Here is an 18,484-nt window from a genome sequence, read left to right as displayed (position 1 = left end):
TACGTTTGCAAAACGACATCAATGTTCTAAGCCAGCTACGTTTAGGCCAAAAAGTCCACTTCAAGGCCAAAGAAGGCCAAGTGTTCGGGGTGGTTATCAAAATCAACAAGAAATCAGTGATGGTGGTCAGCGATGATAACCGCCAGTGGAAAATCCCACCAGGACTGGTGCAGATCATGAAAGACATCTAGCCAGGATGCTTGGCCGAAATCTATAAGGCGTCAATACGTCCTAAAATGGACGCTTACGATGAAGCTGTTGTGCGTCTTGGGATGCAAACCTTACGAACCTTAGTGCTCGCATCGGCGGTGATTGGTGCAGTCCCTAAGTGTGAAGGAATAGATTTAGCCCAGTTTTGGGGGCAAACCTTTGAGATTGCGCTTTATAGTCAAGAAATGGCAAAGCGTTGTGGTGCTGTCCCAGAAGAAGCTTTTACTTGCGGTATCTTACATCGTATTGGCGATTTATTGATTGCGGCAGTATCGCCTGAAGATGCGGCGAAAATTGCCGAAGCTGTGGCGCAGGGTAAAGATAAGCATCAGTTTGAGCGCGAGTTACTCGGATATGATTCCCCGGATATTGGCGCATTACTAGCGAAAAATTGGAAGTTTACACCAGCGTTAGTGCAAGGCATTTTGTATCAAGACCACCCTAAGGATTCAAACCCATTTTCAAAACTTGCTGCGTTATTATGCTTATCTTACAAAGTTCTAGATGAGTGGGATACGATTGAGGATGAGGAGAAAACCAGTTGGTTATCTCAATTAGCGACTAAGAAAGGATTGAAGATGGAGATGGGCGGGCTAAGGACTAAGTTGACTGAATTACACGGTTCGGGATATGAAATCGGTAAAGCGTTAGCTTAGAATTTTGTTTCGCTTAGTTTTTTGGTGAGTAGGGCGGCAGTAAAAATATTTTTAGCCAAAGAGCGATATCAATTTAGTCTTAAGAAAGCAATCGCGTTAATGGGGAACGGGTGTTTCGCATTCACGCTTTTTTATGGGCTTTTGTTGATTTGCACTTTGATTGAATAGTGGATGTGGCTAGCCAGTTTGTTGGGTTGCAGCTATGGCAAGATTACGCATTTGGATCAACTCGCTGTGTTTGAGGTGCAACAAATCGGCGGTGCGTCGAATGATCTGGTCTTCATATTGGGATAGCTGGCCATCGGCGTAGGCCAGTTGCCACATTGCGAGCAGCAATTGCTGCTTTTGCGCTAGGCTAAATTCAGCGTTAATGGCTGAGGTGAATTCAAAGAGTGAGGTCGCGCTGCCTTGTACGCTTTTAGCTTCATCAATCAGTATCTTAGCGTCTACTTCTGACATTGATAAGGTATCGGTTAGCAGCTTAGGTAATAAGGCTTCTTCCTCTGCCGTTAAGGTCTCATCGGCAAATACGACTTCAAGTAACATACTCGCTGCGGCCAGTTTAAGTTGATGTGCCTTGTCTTCAGGGGAGACTGCTTGAGTATGAGCTTCAAAAAATCGTCTTAATTTCGCAATCATATTTGGCGGTTCTCATGCTGGAGGGAATATAAAGTAGAGTCGATTGGGAAGTGAAAGTTCACCCTAAACCTTGTATTGCTTAGGGTGAGGTAAGACTGAATTACAGTAGCGAGTTCAGACCTTTCACCAGTAAGTCTGAGGTGCCTTCAGTGCCATTGGTATCTAAGTAAGACTTAGCTATGTTGATCATTGGCATTGCTAGATCTTTAGAAATGCCCAATTTTTCAAAGGCGTCTAAAACCATAGCACTGCCTTGCAGTGATGAACCTAAATCACCCGCTTTGGATAATAAGCCAGAAACACCCGATTTTGAGTCCAATTTAGGCGCAGCGGCGAGCAAACTATCGGCATTAGGAATGCTGGCAGCCAGTTTTGAGTAGTCGGTTGTTCCTAGGCTTGATTGCGCTAAGCCTAATAAACTGCCTAAGCCACCTTCGGCTTGAGTTTGGTTTAAACCCAATTGTGACATGACGCTGCCAACTAAATCATTCGACTGAGTTGCCGCTGCTGTAGTGGTCGCTTTTTCAGTTTTGGCTTGAGTTCCTGCCAAGTTATCTAACCAGCCTGCACTGGCGGGCGCCGCTAAAATACAAGTGCTGAGGAGGATAGAGAAGGTCAGAGTGTGTTTCATATGGAAGCGTCCTTTGATGGTTTGCGCACGAGTTCGCTGGACAGTTTAGCGGGTTTGTCACTTTTGTTGCAGTAGTTTTCTGTGATTTACGGTTCACACTGGTGATTTCTACTGTGCATTGCCAAGGGATTTTCGGTATCCTTAGCGGCAATTCTAAGTGTTAATTCATTTCAATTATTTGGAAAGTCGCATGTCACTATCCGCAATTTTGTCAGAAGCCTATAACTTCTTCCGTAATCATCTGGCGCAACTCGCTATGCTGACGATCCCATTACTCTTGATCCAAGTGGGGATCCAGTTATGGCTTGGTATAGAGATGAGTAAAGTTGATCTAGAAAACCCACAGTTTGGCGCTCCGCATATGATCGCCATGATGCTGTTACTACTTACTTTTTCGGTATTAATTGCCGCTTTGACTCTGTTTTTAGAACTGCGCTCACAAGGGCATAGTCCTTCAGCGGGAGTGGTGTTGAAGGCGAGTTTACCGTTTGTTCCACCATTATTATTGGCTGGGGTGTTTTCTGGTCTAGCGATTTTAGCACCAGTGATGCTGTTTGCCGCCTTCGGTCCAGTGTGGCTGGTAGGATTGGTAATTAGCTTCTATCTCTTTGCGCGTTTAGCCTATGTTAACTTTATGGTTGTGGTTGAGCGCTTAACACCGCTAGAAGCGATTAAGGGTAGTTTTAGTTTTAGTGGCCCTATCGTACTGAAAACCATTGCATTATTGATGTTATATTTACCACTCTCCGTCATAGGTAGCCAGCTTTCTGGGTTAGCATCCATGGGCGGATTACCTGTGCAAATGTTAGCGGATACTTTTATGTCTTTTATTGGATTATTCGTTAACGTCGCTTTGTTCCGCTTATATATGGTGTCGAAAAAACCAAGCGTCGAATAGTGCAACATCAATTCAGCCTGTAGGGAATCACTCATGGGGACGAAAACAGTCATTAAGGATAGTGAGTTTATCCACGATTTTTCGGTCTCCTTGAGTGATGATTACCTCAAGGCGAAAAGCTATGTGCAGGATGTGCCGACACAGTCGCTGCTACACATTCGCAGTTTTACCCATAAACTTACAGAGTTACTGGGGCAAGATAAGCAAATCGCGTTTTCGAGTCCGAATTTATACGATAGGATCGAACAGCTAAATCAGCGGCGCGTGATTGATGTGAAGACCACTCGTGCCCTGCATCGATTGCGTGCCGACGGTAACCGCGGTGCTCATCCTGAGAAATACCATCTCACCCAGGAACAATTACTCGCGCTAGCGCAAAAATCCATTAAAGATGTCCTGACTTTAGTCGAGCACTTGTATCCTAAGGTTAAAGGTCGAGTTGCCCCTGCCTACTGTTATGAAGCGACTGACGCTATGACGGTGAGGGATTTGTGCTACCGCGCTGTGATGGAAGATGACCCGCAAGCGCAGTATTTGGTTGGGATATCGTTTAAGACCAAGGCTTTGATACTGAAAGAACAAGAACTGCTCAAAGAGCAAGAACTTGCGGCAGAAGCCGAAGCTATATCAAGCCAAGATTTATCCACAGTTTCACCTCTAAATACCATTTCTCACATTAGCGCAGCTGACAGTTTTGCCCGAGCGGCCTATTGGTTTTCCCTTGCGGCACCTAAGCACATGGAAGCCTTACATGAGCATGGCGTAGCACTGATCCACGGTTATCAAGGCGCGCCAGAAGTGGCTAAAGGTGAACAGATCATTGCCACTGCAGCAGCAGCAGGTGTGGTCAATGCGATGGCGTTATTGGGATATTTTTATCTTGTAGGCAGTGAGTCGTTTCAACCCGACAGCAAGTTAGCACAGCAATATTTACAAGGTGCGGCAGATGGCGAGCAAACTGAAGCGATGGCGAATCTAGGTGTGTTGCATTACCAGCAAAAGAACTTAACTCAAGCCTATCATTTTATAAGCAAAGCCGCGCAAGCAGGTTATCCCCATGCCCAGTATCATTTAGCATTAATGCTTGCCAATGGAGATGGCTGTACTCGAGATATGATTGCCAGTGAGCATTGGATGGCCGAAGCTGCCGAGCAAGGACAACTCGATGCTATGCTCACGCGGGCGCAGCATATGCTCAATGATGACAATGCCTTTGGCAGTGATTTGACTCAAGCTGAGGATTATTTGCGCCAAGTGATCAAATATAGCCACAGTGTGCCTGCGATGATTGAGCTGAGTATGGCACTGGCCGACGGTATCTTAGGGCGAATTGATGTCGTTGGATCTGCGGCTTTACTTAAGCTGGCACGGCAAAATGCCAATAAAAAAGAGGCGGATATTATCGAGCCTCTGTGGCGTTCACTGGTATTACAGATTGAAAATGTGCTTGAGGTAACCCAAGATCCCGCCGAAATTCATAGCCTTAAACGCGCGCAGACCTTACTCGCTTGAGCGCAGTTTTGCTTCGATTGAACTAGTGTTCATCCTCTTTATGCTCAAAAGTGCGCCCTTGATGGCGTGCCGCATTAGATTCCCTAACAATAGTGTCAGATCCATAAACCTGACTCTGCGGCTCCTCTGTCGCGTGGGCATGCTGCGTTGCGTTTGCCTGAGCCTGATTAAATTTAGCCAACTGACGTGCCATATAAAAACGGCTAAATAGGACTAAACAACCGAGCGCAATCGCGCCAAATAAGAGCACGAAGGGCAATAAAAATAGTGATAAACAAATTAGGCTAATGCTAATTGCCATCGCTAACCAAGCCCGTGGGCCAGAAATTCGGGTCTGCAGTGGGCTCTGTTGGAACTGTTGAAAAATCATAAGAACTCCTCGATAGGCAGTGGACATTTAGTGTGCAATAGCGAGTGCGTCTAGGTCACGTTAATCTTGATTAATTTACTTTATTTTACTTCGGAGGCCATTTTGGTGTTGCGCATTACTTTGATATGTAATTGCATGCCTATCTATATGTTGTTGCTCGAATAACGGTTGGTTAATTATATGTGTTTGCTAAAATCTTTTTGATGTAAATCTGAGCAATTTCTTTGCTAACTGTACAGAATATGAGAAAATTCAGCTCAAATTTAACTGCAGTTTTAACTCAGTTAGCCGCCTTATTATATTGGTTGTAAATGTTCGTTCGACCCGCTCAAACACCCTCTTGTTTCACTGCTTTGTTAATTAATTAGACGCCAACATGAACTCATATTCGCTCAAGCAAAAAATTCTGTTCTCTGTCGTGGCAGCCCTTTCACTCGTGATTGGTTTGTTGTCATGGCAAAGTTATTCCAGCCAAAAATCCCAGCTGTTACAAAACAGCCTAGAACAAGTGCAGCGCTTAGGTGAACAGCAGGCTGAGCGGATCCAAGAATGGTTGGCTGGCCGCCAAGATATTATGGGAGCCCTGGCGAACAAAGTTGAAGGTGACAGCCTCAATACACTTCAACAAGCACAGGCATCGGGCCGTTTTCAGCTGACCTATTTCGGCTCTCAAGCAGGGCAAATGTTGGATTCTGATCCGAGTATTGATCGTACGGGCTATGATCCTCGCAGCCGCCCTTGGTATCAACAAGCCATCAGTGAGCGCGGTCTTATTTTGACAAAACCTTACGTGGATGTTGCCTATAACATTCTGGTTGTGACTATGGCGCAGCCTACCGCACAAGGTGTTGTGGGTGGTGACTTATCTATCGCAAGCCTAGTTGACGGTGTTAATCGGATGAAGTTACCGGCAAACGGTTATGCCATCATGATGCACAAAGACGGCACAGTGATCGCTTATAAAGATCAAGCTAAGACGATGAAACCTATAGGTGAAATCGACAACGAGCTTAATCGCAACTTACCAGAACAGAGCCGTGCAGCGGGCACTCTGTTGCCTATGTATTTTGAAAATGAAGGACGTGACAAATTAGTCTGGAGCGTTGATATCCCTAATACAGATTGGGAATTAGTGTTAGTGCTTGATAAGGAAACGCTAGAAGCGCCACTCTCGAGCCTGTTACTCACCCAACTGGGGCTATCGGCACTTGTATTGCTCTTGAGTGTGTTAGCTATTTCTTGGTTAGTTGGCATGTTACTGGGCCCATTGAGCCGAGTATCGCAGGCACTGGCGCGTATCGCCGATGGTAACGGTGATTTAACTCAGCGTATTTCTGTCGACACTCAAGATGAAGTGGGCGTGCTTGCCGACAGCTTTAACCGCTTTGTGGGCAGTCAACATCAGCTGATCAGCCATATTCGCCAATTAGCGAATGAGTTAGATGCCGATGCTGAACGTAGTCTTGCCACCACGCAAACTTCAGTTGCGGAGTTACAACGTCAGCAGCAAGAAGTCGCTATGGTCGCGACTGCGGTAACTGAAATGGCGAGTGCGACTAATGAGATTGCAGCCAATGCTGAGAACACGGCAACAGCGGCTCAACAGTCTGCAGCGAGCAGTTTACAGGGTAAAGAGTTAGTGAATAAAACTCGTAACTCGATTAATTCACTCGCCGATGAAGTGACTCAAGCAACGGATGTTATTGGCGATTTAAGTCGTCACGCTAAGTCTATCTCGAGTATTCTGGCGACAATTCAAGGGATCGCAGAGCAAACTAACCTTTTAGCGCTTAACGCAGCCATTGAAGCGGCTCGTGCTGGCGAGCAAGGCCGTGGTTTTGCGGTCGTTGCCGATGAAGTTCGAGTACTGTCACGTCGTACACAAGATTCGACTCAGGAAGTACATACCACGATTGAAACGCTACAACGCACTACCGCTCGAGCAGTCAGCTTGATGGAAAGCAGCCAAGTATTAGCGGGTCATAGCGTAGAAGATGCAAATGCCGCGGCGAAAGCCCTTGAAGAGATCACACAAGCGGTCAACGTGATTTCAGATATGGCAGGCCAAATTGCTACCGCAGCGGAAGAACAGACTCAAGTGACGGGTGAAATAACCCAGAATACGGTTGCGATTAAAGATGTGACCGATGAGATTACCGCGTCGGCCATGGCAGATTTGGCACAGGCGAGAGGGTTAAAAGCTCGCGCTAATGACCTGAATGCGCAAGTCGCGACATTTATTCTGTAATCGCTATTCTTAATAGCGTGCCTCGATATTAGCCCGATAAAGCCTTTGCTTTGTCGGGCTTTTTACTGACCGTTTTTGTCGTGTTAAAGCATTTCTGTGGGATTGAATAACTTAGCCACACTTTGACAAATGGTTTCTCTAATCCATTTATGCCCTTGATCTTCATCATTTCTTTGATGCCATAACAACACATAGGCCATTGGCATAAATTCGAAAGGCAGTGGCAGTTGTTTGAGCGGATAAAGTTGGCAGGCGTGACGGGCAAAGCTTGAAGGCAGAGTGAAGATTAAATTGCTGTGGGCGCAAACGCTGGCTGCACCATAAAAGTCGGGTACAGTCGTGCTGATCCGGCGTCTATGCCCAAGATCGGCAAGAAAGTAATCCAGTGCCCACCAATCACTACCTTCACAACGAACCTGCACATGGGCCATATCGAGGTAAAGGGGTAAATTCCATTGTTCTGAGGTGAGCGCCGCCATCAGCGGGTGATCCTCTCGCACTAAGCAGACTTGTTGATCGGTAAATAATGTTTGATAGGCAATCCCTTCGGGCAGGCGATCTACTTGAAAATCTGACAGTGGATGCAAATCCCGCCCTGAAATGCCAAAGTCGATTTGCCCTTGCTGCAAATCCTGCATCGATTTTTCGGTCCAGACATAGGAGTCGAGTTTTACGTTGGGTGCCGTGGTCAGCATAGGGCCGATAAAATATGGGATTAAGGTTTCATAGGCGCTTTCCACCATGGCAAAAGAAAATTGTCGATTGCTACTGGCAGGATTAAAGGTCGGAGGCTGAGTGAGTTGATACAAGTCTTGCAATATATTCGGCAGTTTTTGCCCAAGAATGAGGGCGTGCGCGGTGGGTTTTAAGCCATGCGCCGTGCGCTGAAATAGGGGATCATCTAAGGTTTCTCTGAGTCGATTTAAGCTCTTACTGAGGGCTGACTGACTTATATGTAATCGGCTGGCGGCGCGAGTGACACTCTGCTCCTCTAGCAGCACCTTGAGTATGACCAGCAAGTTCAAATCGATTCTGGCTAAGTTGTCGATATTCACAGATATTCCTCAGAGGAAATTTACTTTGGAAATTATACCATTTCTGTTCATACCTTGAGTTAATTAAAATAGCGCCCACTGAAATACCTTTCCCTGATCAACTGAGATTATTTATGCGGCGCAATCTGTTACCTATCCTGATGTCTATGGTGCTGCTCAGCCCATTAGCCATCGATATTTATTTACCTTCAATGCCAACTATGGCGACAGAATTCGCCGTATCTGCCAGTGATGTGCAATCCACACTCGTATTGTTTTTATTCGCCATGGGCTTAGGCCAAGTGTTGATTGGGCCATTAGCCGACCGTTATGGCCGCCGTCCTGTGGCCATTTTCGGGGTCTTACTCTACGGCGCAAGTAGTCTTCTCGCTGCCGCGGCCATCGAATTTCATTGGTTACAGATTGCTCGTGTGCTGCAAGGTTTAGCCGCCTGTTCAACTTCTATTGTGGTGTTTAGTGCGGTGCGCGACTGCTACTCACAAAAAGAAGGCGCTAAAATTTACAGTTACTTAAATGGCGCGATTTGCGTGATCCCAGCTTTAGCACCAACCTTAGGTGGCTTGTTAGCGATGCAATTCGGCTGGCGTTCAACCTTCGTTTTCATGACGTTATATGCCATGTTGATGATGCTCGTTGTCGGTTATCGCTTACCTGAGACTCGTCCAGCCAACACTGTTACTACTGGCCCACTTTACCGTTGGGGCAGATTCAAACCTGTACTCGGTAACACCCACTTTTTGTTTTATGCCTTTGCTTGTATGTCAGCTATGGCGGCAATTTTGAGTTATGTGTCTTATGCGCCTGTGTGGTTGATTGGGCATTTAGGGGTTTCTGAGCTGGCGTTTAGTGGTTTATTCGGGCTCAATGCTGTGTTCAATATCGTGGCCTGTTTTGCTGCACCGATCGTCATTCGCAAACTGGGTAATCGTCCAACGGTTATTTTGGCTCTGTCTTTACTCGTTCTGTCTTCAGTGGCGACAGTGGCGGGCCAACAGTTTGGTCCAAATACAGGGATGGCAGCAGCTTTTAACTTCATGTTACCTATGATGTTGTTGTGTGTGGGATTTGCCTTCTTACTCGGCCCCGCGACGAGTATGGCGCTGTCAGCTTTTGGTGAGCGAGCGGGGACTGCCGCGGCTATGCTAGGTTTTATTCAGATGAGTGGTGCATCCGTTTTAGCTGGACTTATACAGCAAACGAATTTAACTGCACCTTACGCAGTGGCACTCGTCATGGGCGTGTTTTCTATCGGTTTATTGTTGATGATGGCGCTGAGTCGATTCGACCACTGGCACCAAGAGCAGTTAGTTGGCGAGCATTAGTTCGCGGCACTGATTAATTACAGAGTACACCCTTTACCCACAGTTTGTTTGACCGCGAACTGTGGGTATTTTTTTATTGTGTCTAATACCCTTTTATCCTTTGGTATACTCGTAAAATAACTCACTAAACCGAGGGTAAAGCTTGTCCCGTCACTATTGTGTTATCTGTTGTTATCCGCAAAATGCTTGCTTATGTGCGAGTGTTCAGCCTATCTCTCCAATGACTCAGTTGGTGGTTTTACAGCACCCGAGTGAAGTCGAACATAAGAAGAATAGTGTGCGGGTATTGAGTCTTGCTGTACCTAAAACGCAAGTTTATGTGGGTGAAAGCGAGTCTGATTTCAACGGTTTACGGGAATATTTAGCGGCGTGTAATAAGCCTATTTATCTCGTCTATCCCTCTGCGTTAAGTGTAAGTGTTGAACAGCAACGTATTAATCCTGATTGTATATTGCTGTTGCTCGATGGCACTTGGCGTAAGGCATTCAAAATGCTGCAACTGAATCCTTGGTTAACCCAGTATCCTGCGGTGCATTTGGCTGAAGGTTATGAATCGCGCTATCGGATCCGTAAATCAAGTCGTAGCGATAGTTTATCGACCTTAGAAGCTTGCGCTTATATGTTAAGCGCCCTCGATTCTACCCTTGATGTTCAGCCGTTAATGATGGCATTTGATGCTATGGTGGGATTGCGGATTAAGGCGATGCCGAGTACAGTGCAGGTTCGTTATCAGAACTCAAATGAATCCAGTGGTAAGGTATAGTTGATGGGGTTAAGGCTATTGAGTCTTAGATGTTTTAGGTATGAATTAGTGCTTTTAAGTTATTGAGTTTTTGAGACTCCGTACGAATTAAAATAGTCAAAATCTTATTCAGATCACGCTAACGTAATGTGAAATACGGTTTAATAACTGGGATTCATTTGCGCAGCAAATGATGAGATAGCTTTGCCAGCCAATTGCTTTGCAGGGGAGTAATTCCATTCATTACTATTAGTAAATGGCGTGCTGGCAGGGCTATCGAGCTTTAAATATGGTTTTTTTATTGATAATGATGAGAGCGCTTTGCTAGGCCATCATTGGCTTTGCAGGGGAGTTATTCCATTCATAACTATTAGTAAATGGTGTGCTGGCAGGGCTATTGAGCTTTAAATATGGTTTTTTTTATTGATAATGATGAGAGCGCTTTGCCAGGCCATCATTGGCTTTGCAGGGGAGTAGATTCCATTCATTACTATTAGTAAATAGCGTGCTGGCAGGGCTATCGAGCTTAAATCGTATGTTTTCTGCAAGAAAATCTTTTCCCTTAGTTCGCGACCCATCAAAATATTTCGATGAAACCTTAGCGGAATCTTTCGTTTTCCGTTGTAAACGTCGAGAGCGTTAATTCGGTACGCCGGTCGGATTATCGAGCCGATGCGAACATCGGCAGTCCTAAATCTGTTCTAGGCTAAGCGTTTTTCCGCAAGAAAGGCTTGGGTGAAGTTTTCGACTGAACTCGGGTAGCCAAATAGAAATCCTTGGGCGAAACCTTGGCCCATGTCAGTCATTATGTCTTTTTGTTGTTGAGTTTCAATACCTTCTGCGACGAAGTGAATGTCGAGTGCTTGTGCGAGTTGCACTATAGCATTGCAGAGCTTTTGTCCTGAGACTTCGTTTAAGCGCAAGGCAAACTCGGCATCAATTTTGACGCTGTCTATTGGCAAAGTCCCTAATCGACTGAGTGACGATAACCCAGTCCCAAAATCATCGATGGCAATACTGACACCTAACGCTTTGATACGATTGAGTGTGAGTCGTGCTTGCTCCGGTTGTCGTAACAATGCCGATTCGGTAATTTCTAAAATCAGTGCATCAGCGGGTAACTTCGCCATTTCTAAGGCATTTATCACTTGGTCGATAAAATCTAAGTGTTCCAATTGCAGTGGTGACACATTGACTGAAATTCTAAAGTCGGGTTGATAATGTGCTCGCCAGAGGGCCGCTTGTACACAGGCCTGTTCTAATACCCATTGGCCAATGCTGACAATTAATCCTGTTTCCTCAAGCAATGGCACAAAGTCGGCAGCTTCATAATATTCTGTCGGTGACTTCTGCCAGCGGAGCAGGGCTTCGGCAGCAATAGTTTGATTTGTGTGTAAATCGACTATGGCTTGATAAGCGAGAGTGAATTGTTTTAGGCTATGCGCATGCCTTAGGTTATTGATTAACTGTAATTTTAACTCGGCTGCTAGGCTCATTGCCTTATCGTAAAACACGAGATGCGGTAAGCTCTTTTTAGCGCAATACATGGCAGTATCGGCAAGACTAATCAGTTGTCCCGCTTGGTTACTGTGGGTAGGAAATAGCGCAATGCCTATGCTAGTGCCGAGGAAGAACTTTTGGCCTTCAATTTCAAAGGGGCTCTCAAATAAGCTGAGAATCTGCTCTGCAAACAGCTGAATTTCATCTTTACAGCTACAGTCTTGCAGCACTAAGGTAAATTCATCTCCTCCCATACGGGCTATATCGGCCTTTTCGATGCAACCCGCCTCGAGGCGGGCGGCGACGAGTTGTAATACTCTATCGCCCATGGAGTGACCGAAGCTGTCATTGATATTCTTGAAACCATTGAGATCTAAAAACATCAACGCCCCCAGTGCGAGGGGATCAGTTTTAAGTTTTTCGAGGGCACTATTGAGGATCTGTTTGAGATGGAACCGGTTAGGTAATCCAGTCAAGGTATCGTACATAGCTCGAGTTGTTAGCTGGGTTTCTAATAGTTTTTTAGTACTAATATCACTGAAAATATTCACATTATAATGAGCATCATCTTCAGTGACGATTTTACGACTGCTCTGCCAAGCAGGAAAGTTACTGCCATCTGAACGTCTTTTCCATGTTTCGCCCTGCCAAAATCCCCTTTGTTTTAAGGCGATTTGGCATTCGGTTTCTTCCCCCATATTATGGGTTCTTACTTCTAAAAATTCAGGGGTTTTACTGATGAGCTGCTCAGCGCTATAGCCGCAAATACGACACATGGCTTTATTGACAGCCAAAATTTGATTATCAGTGTCAGTGATATACACAGCTTCGGCACTTTCTTCGAGCGTGGTCGACAAAATTTCTTTGGGAATATGAGCAAAACCATCAGAAATCGTTTCGCGCATTTGATTGCGGCGATTAAGAGCTTGTAATTCAACGAGTACCACGGGCTGTTGTTGTAGATAACAGCGATAGAGATTAATTCGAGTCGGCAGTTCATTGCCTTGTTGGCTCATGTGCAGCCAGTTGAATTCAACATTATTGCCTGCAATGGCTTCGAGGATCATTTCCCGTGCAAATTCAACACTATTGCGGCCTGAAGATTGGATCCTCGGAGAAAAATCATAGGGAGTCGCATTCACAAAAGCATCGTATTCAGTCTCAAAATAACTGAGGGTGGCTTGGTTGGCACTAATAAAGCTAAAGCCTTGAATTAAGGCTAAGGGGGTTTTATGGGGATGTGCTTGCCAGAGAGACAGCTTTTCTTGCAGTACAGGATCATCTGTACTGAGTTTCTTAAGTAAGTGTTGCCATCTGATCATTCAGGATACTCCCTTGTGACGCAAAATAGTCACATCCCATTTTTAGGTCTTCGTTGAACACGAAGTCGCCCAATAGTACATCATTCCAATGGGGTTAAAAATAAACCTAATTGTTGTTTCACTCAAATAGAAACTTAAAAAGTGTAGTTTAAGACTTGTATTCAAGCATATTTTTTAAGAACACCTGCTGCATATTTCAAGCTTAGGCAGATTTTATGCTATGTTTTGCACATCTTGCGTGAATTGGCTTTTATCATTGATTCATTCAATTATCGAATAAAGGAGACAGGAAATGGCGTATTTATTTAAAGTGTTAATCTCTAAAATATTAATATCGCTAGTCCTCATCTTTAGTTTTCATCTCGCGTTAACAAATGCCGCCGAGGCGCCAAAGCCTAGATTGACCCTAGAGCAAAAAGCCGATAAGGCACGCATCGACTCACAGCGATTAGAACAGGCTCAATTAGAAAAGACCCGTCAAGCCACTAAAGAGACGACAGAGCGGGAAGATAAAATTAAGCAACAATCCCAAACCAACGATTGGGAAGCGCAGCAAAAACTTAAGGCACAAAAACAGTTCGACGAAAGAGAAAGTCGCGAGCAAAAATATTTACGGGAAGCAAAAGAAGCTGCCGCAAAAGAGCGTAAAATCCCTAAACCTTAATCAGGCCATCGATATAGTCGATTTCAGCTGGTCAGTGCTAGCATTATTTGTGGGCATTACGACTATTCTCATTACTATGCACCTTACTATTCCTAGGAATTGTTGTTGAATATCTGCCCCTTATGTCATGGCGTTGAATTACTCGCTTATCATCAAGATAGGAAGCGTAGCTACCAGCAATGCCAAACCTGCCAACTGGTGAGCGTGCCTTCTGAGTTTTATCTTTCGGCCGAGGCAGAAAAAGCCGAGTACGATAAGCACGAGAATCATGCCGATGATCTCGGCTATCAAACATTTTTAAATCGCACACTCGAGCCACTACTTAGCCGTGTTAGCACTTTGGCCCAAGGGCTCGATTTTGGCTGCGGAGAAGGTAAGGCATTGAGTCTAATGGCAAAGGCGCGCGGTTATCAGATAGATAATTACGACCTTTATTACGCTAATAATCCCGAAACGTTAGCCCGCCAATACGACTTTATTACCTTAACCGAAGTCATTGAACACGTGAGTGGTGCCGCAGGGTTACTTGCCCAGCTTGATAGGTTATTAAAACCTAATGGCATTTTGGCGGTCATGACCAAGCGTGTGCAGGATAAAATCGCATTTGCCCGCTGGCACTATAAAAACGATCCCACCCACATCAATTTTTACGCCGAAGCGACTTTTGAGTGGATCGCGCATCACTATGGCTGGCGATTAGAAATCATCGATAAAGACGTAGTGTTCTTATATAAAGAGATGCATAAAGTAAATTAATGCAGTCGTAGCGGTTTAACTAAAATCATTTCCTTTGCAGCTAAGGCTATGTGTTGGCGTGATCCGCTAGTCGATAACGCCGACGTATTTCATCCACTAGACGATAGCGGGAACTTCGGGATTTTTCGTGCGGCGCAAATGCAGCGCTGACCTCATCTAGCAGCGTGACTGCCGTTGTCAGTTTGAGTAACTCGTTATGACTCAGCTCGTCTTTACTGGTTAAAGCGTTAATTGTGATTATGGCGAGTTCTTTGGCGGCAATATCTTCCGGTAATCCAGATTGAGTACATAAGCCATAGGTGCCAGCTAGGAAATGCTCCCATTCCTGCTGTATATGTTGCGCTAGATTGGTGTCTGGAATCCGCTCGAGGCCGTTGCCTTCTGGGGCGGTTAATTTTTCAATGGCTTCAAGATAGCGCCGCTGAAAGATGGGATAAATGTCTGTGTCTGTATCGAGTTGATGCAGCATAGTTAACCAAGCGCCATAGCCTTTGGCATAGTATTCAATTGCCAGCTGTTCATTATGTGTGCCAAAGACGGAATCGCAAACTATGCTGAGCTGCAGTCGATAGGAGCATGCAGGCATAACGCCTTGAGTTTGGTAGTTAATCAACCTAGCTTCTGTCTGCCCTGTCACTTCGAGCAGTTGTTGCCGAGTATAAAAATGGGCGTTCAGATACTCAAGTAGCAGCATATCAGTTGCTCCTTGGTGCCTGAGCACGGTCGAACATGCCATAGTCACGAACAACTTCGGCAACCCGCAGGCGATAATCGGCGAATAATTGTTCGCGTCCTTGAGTTTGTGCCTCCCGGTGATATATCTGTTGTCGCCAAGCTTGTACCGCAGCCTCATTCTCCCAGAATGACAGCGATAATAAGCGTTCGGGATTGACCATACTCTGAAACCGTTCGATTGAAATAAATCCTTCAATGTTACTCAGGCTCGATTTCAGGTCGGCGGCTATCTCTAAATACTTTTCTTGGCAGCCGGGATTCGGCACGACTTCAAAAATAACTACCATCATAGTTTTGTCTCCGCAGCTCTTTGATAGGTATTGGCTATCGGCTTTAGGAAACTGCGTTTTTCACTCAAAATAAATTCTCCTTGCTTGGCCAACTGAAAATTTGCCTTGCCTGCGGCTTCTGTCTTCAGTTTGTCTCTATAGCGTTCATAGTGGGCCAGACTATCGAAGCTAATGAGACCATATGCAGTGTCATTGGTGCCTTCGTGTGGCAGAAAGTAGCCAAGGAGTTCGCCACCGTAGGCTGGAATAATATCGCCCCAGTTTTCAGCATATTGGGCAAATTGTTCCAATTTGAAGGGGTCTATTTTGTATTCGATAAAACAGGTAATTTTCATAGTGTTTGGCGCCATTGACTAGTGTGGTAAAGGTTTTAGCTGCATTGTAATTACCTGAAAACTTAATGCTTCGATGGTTATCGAACTGTCCCCGAATGAGATTACAAGCATGGAACCAAATATTGCCTTTATTGCCAACTTGATTGGTGACGCCGCCCGCTCACGTATGTTGATTGCTCTTATGGGCGGACAGGCATTGACGGCGACAGAACTGGCTCTTGAAGCAGACATCACACCGCAGACTGCCAGCAGCCATTTAACTAAGTTGGTTGAAGGCGAACTATTGCTCGTGCGTAAGCAGGGGAGGCATAAGTATTTTCAGCTGCAGAGTCGCCAAGTGGCCGAACTGTTGGAAAGTCTGCTCAACATGAGCGTTGCCATTGCGAGCCCTAAGGTAATCCATGGGCCCGCGGACCCTAGATTGAGACTGGCTCGCGTTTGTTATGATCATCTCGCGGGTGAATTGGGGGTTGCGCTTTACGACAGCTTAAGTCGGCAGAATTTGATCGCCCATGAAGGGGGCGAAACAAAAATCACCGCGGCAGGGATGACCTTTTTTGCCAAACGTGGCGTAGAACACTCGTTGCTGGGTACATCAGATGATGTATTCGATGTGCCGAAAAGTCGTCAATCTCGCCGTCCTTTATGTAAGTCATGCCTCGATTGGAGCGAGCGTCGCAGTCATCTTGCTGGTGTTCTAGGTCAATGGGTTCTTAAGGATATTTTGGCTAAAGGCTGGGCAGAGAAAGCCCTCGACACCCGTGCCTTAAAATTTTCAAGCCGAGGGTTAAAATCCTTTCGTGCTGACTATGGCATTGCGACAAAATAGACAAGGTAAATTGGTCTATTTTACCAATGATATATAGCGTCTTGGCCTTGTTTAACAGCGCGCCGCCAGTCCGATGGTTTGAAGAAATTTATCAATAAAAATATGTGACCTGAAGGTTTTTATAAAATGTCTTTAGGACGAGGTTTAAATACATGGTCGTTAAAATCCGTGAATCAAACTTACCTAGTCTGGTTCTCTCAATGAGGTAAACACTCATACGCAATAATGAAATGATATGCGCCAGTAAATTATCACCGATATAATTTCTAATTGTGTCTTTTGTTATGAAAAAATTAGATAATATCTCGAACGAAAATACCGTTAGGATATAGAATATCATGAACTTAAAATCTTTATTATCTACATGCCTTTTGGTGTTTCTTTCTGGCTGTGCCGCACCTACGTTAAAGCTAGTAAATCATGTTGGTCCAGTAACGTATGATGCGACTTCAGAATACAGCAGCAAACATACTGAACAAGGGTTTATTGTTGTAGCTTTTCGTAGTGTTCATAGGTTCCTTCCTGATACACAAGCTGATTACCAAGAGTGCTCTGATGTACTAAATTCAGTAGCTAAAGAGTATACCCCTGTATCTTGGAGCACAGTGAATATAACGGCTCATGAATATAATGGTGTAACTGGTATCGCAAATACTACGTGTACTTATACATATAAAACATAATATTACTCACTCTGACTACGATGTGAAAGGCGTTAACTACTCAAGGGGAATGTTAGGTTATTAGATAAAGTTGAGTTACAAAAAAAATTATGAAAAAGCACTGTTTAGTGCACTAAAAGAGTTTCAGTTTGTAGAATCTATTCTCAGAAAATATATCACTACTTCGTATGATGTTATTCGATTGAAAATTCAAGATTCAGAGACGTTATCTTATGATTTTAATGGAAATAATATAGAAAAAGGGGGCCTTCAACGATTAAATACTAATTTCCGAAAATTATGCAAAAATAAGGAATTAAGTGCCAAAATTAAAAAAGCATGTGACGCTCGAAATCAGTTGGCACATGACGCCTTTTTTCAAAATTTTCGTGATCAAATTAGTGGTATAAGTAACGAAGAACTTCATAGAAAAGGTTGCGAAATATATGCGCAATCAGTTGAAGTTAGCCAAATTGTCACCGAATTACTTAGAGAGCTAAAAGTATTAGAACTTGAATATGAGCAGCTACCAAAGTAATCAAGGTGACGTTTTGGAATGATTTTGGCGTGTTTTGCTGGCTCTGCGTGGGACTCCTGGCGCTATCACATAGGAATTTTTATGCTCTCTAGTCCGCAACTCAGCAATTTGGTGTTGAAAAATCTAACTCAGAATTGCCTCAAACTAAGCTCGTGAATCACTCTACCCCAGACGTGATTCACGTCAGCCGCTAAACCACGTCCTATTGCCCAGTTTGCGGCTATTCTGGGGCGTTTTTCCCCTTAAGATGAATCAAATCTCTAGAGAACTGATTCAATGCGAAACAAGGGAATGCATATCAGCCTATGGTCGTGCAAATTTGCGCCTAAAGAACTGCGTGATTCATCCATTAATAGATGTTGTGGATGAGAAATAAGCTAAATATGTACGCCGGAATTAACGGCATTAAGCACTGTCATGGAAGTGACCGTCCGTGGCATGGATGCCACGTTCGAGCATCCATGGACGGACTGGCTGCGAGTCACTGTAGTGGCAGTGCTTAATCTCTATTGCTGACGGTTTTTAGTCCCTAATACCTGTTGTGTTATTGACCTTCATCATTAAATCTAT

Annotated in this window: 19 protein-coding genes and 1 pseudogene; 12 read left to right on the top strand and 8 right to left on the bottom strand. The window is 44.7% G+C overall.

Annotated features, from left to right (window positions below; genetic code table 11):
• Together L5M18_RS15140 and L5M18_RS15135 are read left to right on the top strand one after the other, a co-directional pair.
• The coding region (locus L5M18_RS15140; protein ID WP_263193192.1) for a transposase at positions 1–191 on the top strand (191 nt) is incomplete at its 5' end.
• Positions 192–233: 42 nt separating this feature from the next.
• Positions 234–866: pseudogene (locus L5M18_RS15135) on the top strand (HDOD domain-containing protein); the annotation flags it as partial.
• Positions 867–1,043: 177 nt separating this feature from the next.
• Here the strand turns inward: L5M18_RS15135 and L5M18_RS15130 are convergent.
• Both L5M18_RS15130 and L5M18_RS15125 read right to left on the bottom strand, forming a co-directional pair.
• Positions 1,044–1,505: a TerB family tellurite resistance protein gene (locus tag L5M18_RS15130; RefSeq protein ID WP_105250590.1), complete on the bottom strand. Its 462-nt coding sequence runs from the start codon at positions 1,503–1,505 to the stop codon at positions 1,044–1,046.
• Positions 1,506–1,605: 100 nt separating this feature from the next.
• Positions 1,606–2,136, bottom strand: coding sequence for a DUF2780 domain-containing protein (locus L5M18_RS15125; protein ID WP_168827259.1), 531 nt, complete (start codon positions 2,134–2,136; stop codon positions 1,606–1,608).
• Between the two features lie 190 nt (positions 2,137–2,326).
• Here L5M18_RS15125 and L5M18_RS15120 point away from each other — a divergent pair, with 190 nt between their 5' ends.
• Together L5M18_RS15120 and L5M18_RS15115 are read left to right on the top strand one after the other, a co-directional pair.
• Positions 2,327–3,034: a hypothetical protein gene (locus L5M18_RS15120; RefSeq protein WP_105250588.1), complete on the top strand. Its 708-nt coding sequence runs from the start codon at positions 2,327–2,329 to the stop codon at positions 3,032–3,034.
• A 33-nt stretch (positions 3,035–3,067) separates the two neighbouring features.
• A complete protein-coding gene (locus tag L5M18_RS15115; RefSeq protein WP_263197575.1) occupies positions 3,068–4,546 on the top strand; it encodes a DUF4145 domain-containing protein in 1,479 nt (492 codons plus the stop codon).
• Positions 4,547–4,568: 22 nt separating this feature from the next.
• On the opposite strand, the gene L5M18_RS15110 is transcribed toward L5M18_RS15115, so the two are convergent.
• Positions 4,569–4,916, bottom strand: coding sequence for a hypothetical protein (locus L5M18_RS15110; protein ID WP_173497987.1), 348 nt, complete (start codon positions 4,914–4,916; stop codon positions 4,569–4,571).
• Between the two features lie 376 nt (positions 4,917–5,292).
• Here L5M18_RS15110 and L5M18_RS15105 point away from each other — a divergent pair, with 376 nt between their 5' ends.
• The gene (locus tag L5M18_RS15105; RefSeq protein WP_263197574.1) at positions 5,293–7,164 is read left to right on the top strand and encodes a methyl-accepting chemotaxis protein; all 1,872 of its coding nucleotides are present in this window, start codon (positions 5,293–5,295) and stop codon (positions 7,162–7,164) included.
• A gap of 83 nt (positions 7,165–7,247) precedes the next feature.
• On the opposite strand, the gene L5M18_RS15100 is transcribed toward L5M18_RS15105, so the two are convergent.
• The gene (locus L5M18_RS15100) at positions 7,248–8,219 is read right to left on the bottom strand and encodes a LysR family transcriptional regulator (RefSeq protein WP_113940290.1); all 972 of its coding nucleotides are present in this window, start codon (positions 8,217–8,219) and stop codon (positions 7,248–7,250) included.
• Positions 8,220–8,332: 113 nt separating this feature from the next.
• Here L5M18_RS15100 and L5M18_RS15095 point away from each other — a divergent pair, with 113 nt between their 5' ends.
• Together L5M18_RS15095 and L5M18_RS15090 are read left to right on the top strand one after the other, a co-directional pair.
• On the top strand, positions 8,333–9,541 hold the full coding sequence (locus tag L5M18_RS15095; protein ID WP_113940291.1) for a multidrug effflux MFS transporter: 1,209 nt from the start codon (positions 8,333–8,335) through the stop codon (positions 9,539–9,541).
• A gap of 142 nt (positions 9,542–9,683) precedes the next feature.
• Positions 9,684–10,304, top strand: coding sequence for a tRNA-uridine aminocarboxypropyltransferase (locus L5M18_RS15090; RefSeq protein WP_263197573.1), 621 nt, complete (start codon positions 9,684–9,686; stop codon positions 10,302–10,304).
• A 680-nt stretch (positions 10,305–10,984) separates the two neighbouring features.
• Here L5M18_RS15090 and L5M18_RS15085 read toward each other — a convergent pair.
• On the bottom strand, positions 10,985–13,105 hold the full coding sequence (locus tag L5M18_RS15085) for a putative bifunctional diguanylate cyclase/phosphodiesterase (protein WP_212599549.1): 2,121 nt from the start codon (positions 13,103–13,105) through the stop codon (positions 10,985–10,987).
• Between the two features lie 292 nt (positions 13,106–13,397).
• On the opposite strand from L5M18_RS15085, the gene L5M18_RS15080 reads away from it, so the two are divergent.
• Complete coding sequence (locus L5M18_RS15080; RefSeq protein ID WP_263197572.1) at positions 13,398–13,769, top strand: hypothetical protein; 372 nt, start codon at positions 13,398–13,400, stop codon at positions 13,767–13,769.
• 105 nt (positions 13,770–13,874) lie between these two features.
• Positions 13,875–14,525 carry a class I SAM-dependent methyltransferase gene (locus tag L5M18_RS15075; protein WP_263197570.1) on the top strand — a complete coding sequence of 217 codons (651 nt, stop codon included), beginning with the start codon at positions 13,875–13,877 and terminating at the stop codon, positions 14,523–14,525.
• A 46-nt stretch (positions 14,526–14,571) separates the two neighbouring features.
• On the opposite strand, the gene L5M18_RS15070 is transcribed toward L5M18_RS15075, so the two are convergent.
• Genes L5M18_RS15070 through L5M18_RS15060 form a run of 3 tightly spaced genes read right to left on the bottom strand, consistent with a single transcriptional unit; the run spans position 14,572 to position 15,885 of the window.
• The gene (locus tag L5M18_RS15070) at positions 14,572–15,219 is read right to left on the bottom strand and encodes a DUF6058 family natural product biosynthesis protein (RefSeq protein ID WP_263197568.1); all 648 of its coding nucleotides are present in this window, start codon (positions 15,217–15,219) and stop codon (positions 14,572–14,574) included.
• Between the two features lies 1 nt (position 15,220).
• Positions 15,221–15,550 (bottom strand): antibiotic biosynthesis monooxygenase family protein, encoded by a 330-nt coding sequence (locus tag L5M18_RS15065; protein ID WP_263197566.1) that lies wholly within the window; start codon positions 15,548–15,550, stop codon positions 15,221–15,223.
• Positions 15,547–15,885 carry an NIPSNAP family protein gene (locus L5M18_RS15060; RefSeq protein WP_263197565.1) on the bottom strand — a complete coding sequence of 113 codons (339 nt, stop codon included), beginning with the start codon at positions 15,883–15,885 and terminating at the stop codon, positions 15,547–15,549. Before L5M18_RS15060 ends, L5M18_RS15065 begins: the two co-directional genes overlap by 4 nt.
• 109 nt (positions 15,886–15,994) lie before the next feature.
• On the opposite strand from L5M18_RS15060, the gene L5M18_RS15055 reads away from it, so the two are divergent.
• The 3 genes from L5M18_RS15055 (at position 15,995) to L5M18_RS15045 (ending at position 17,914) form a co-directional block, all read left to right on the top strand.
• The gene (locus L5M18_RS15055) at positions 15,995–16,714 is read left to right on the top strand and encodes an ArsR/SmtB family transcription factor (protein WP_263197563.1); all 720 of its coding nucleotides are present in this window, start codon (positions 15,995–15,997) and stop codon (positions 16,712–16,714) included.
• 338 nt (positions 16,715–17,052) lie between these two features.
• Positions 17,053–17,397, top strand: coding sequence for a hypothetical protein (locus tag L5M18_RS15050; RefSeq protein WP_259524025.1), 345 nt, complete (start codon positions 17,053–17,055; stop codon positions 17,395–17,397).
• 70 nt (positions 17,398–17,467) lie between these two features.
• Entirely contained in the window at positions 17,468–17,914 is a 447-nt protein-coding gene (locus L5M18_RS15045) for a hypothetical protein (RefSeq protein WP_263197560.1), read from the top strand.
• Positions 17,915–18,484: the final 570 nt, after the last annotated feature.

The organism is Shewanella sp. SM20 (assembly GCF_025654545.1).
GTDB classification, from domain to species: domain Bacteria; phylum Pseudomonadota; class Gammaproteobacteria; order Enterobacterales; family Shewanellaceae; genus Shewanella; species Shewanella oncorhynchi.
The sequence above is the reverse complement of the archived record's forward strand: the minus strand, read 5'-3'. Positions and strand labels throughout refer to the sequence as shown.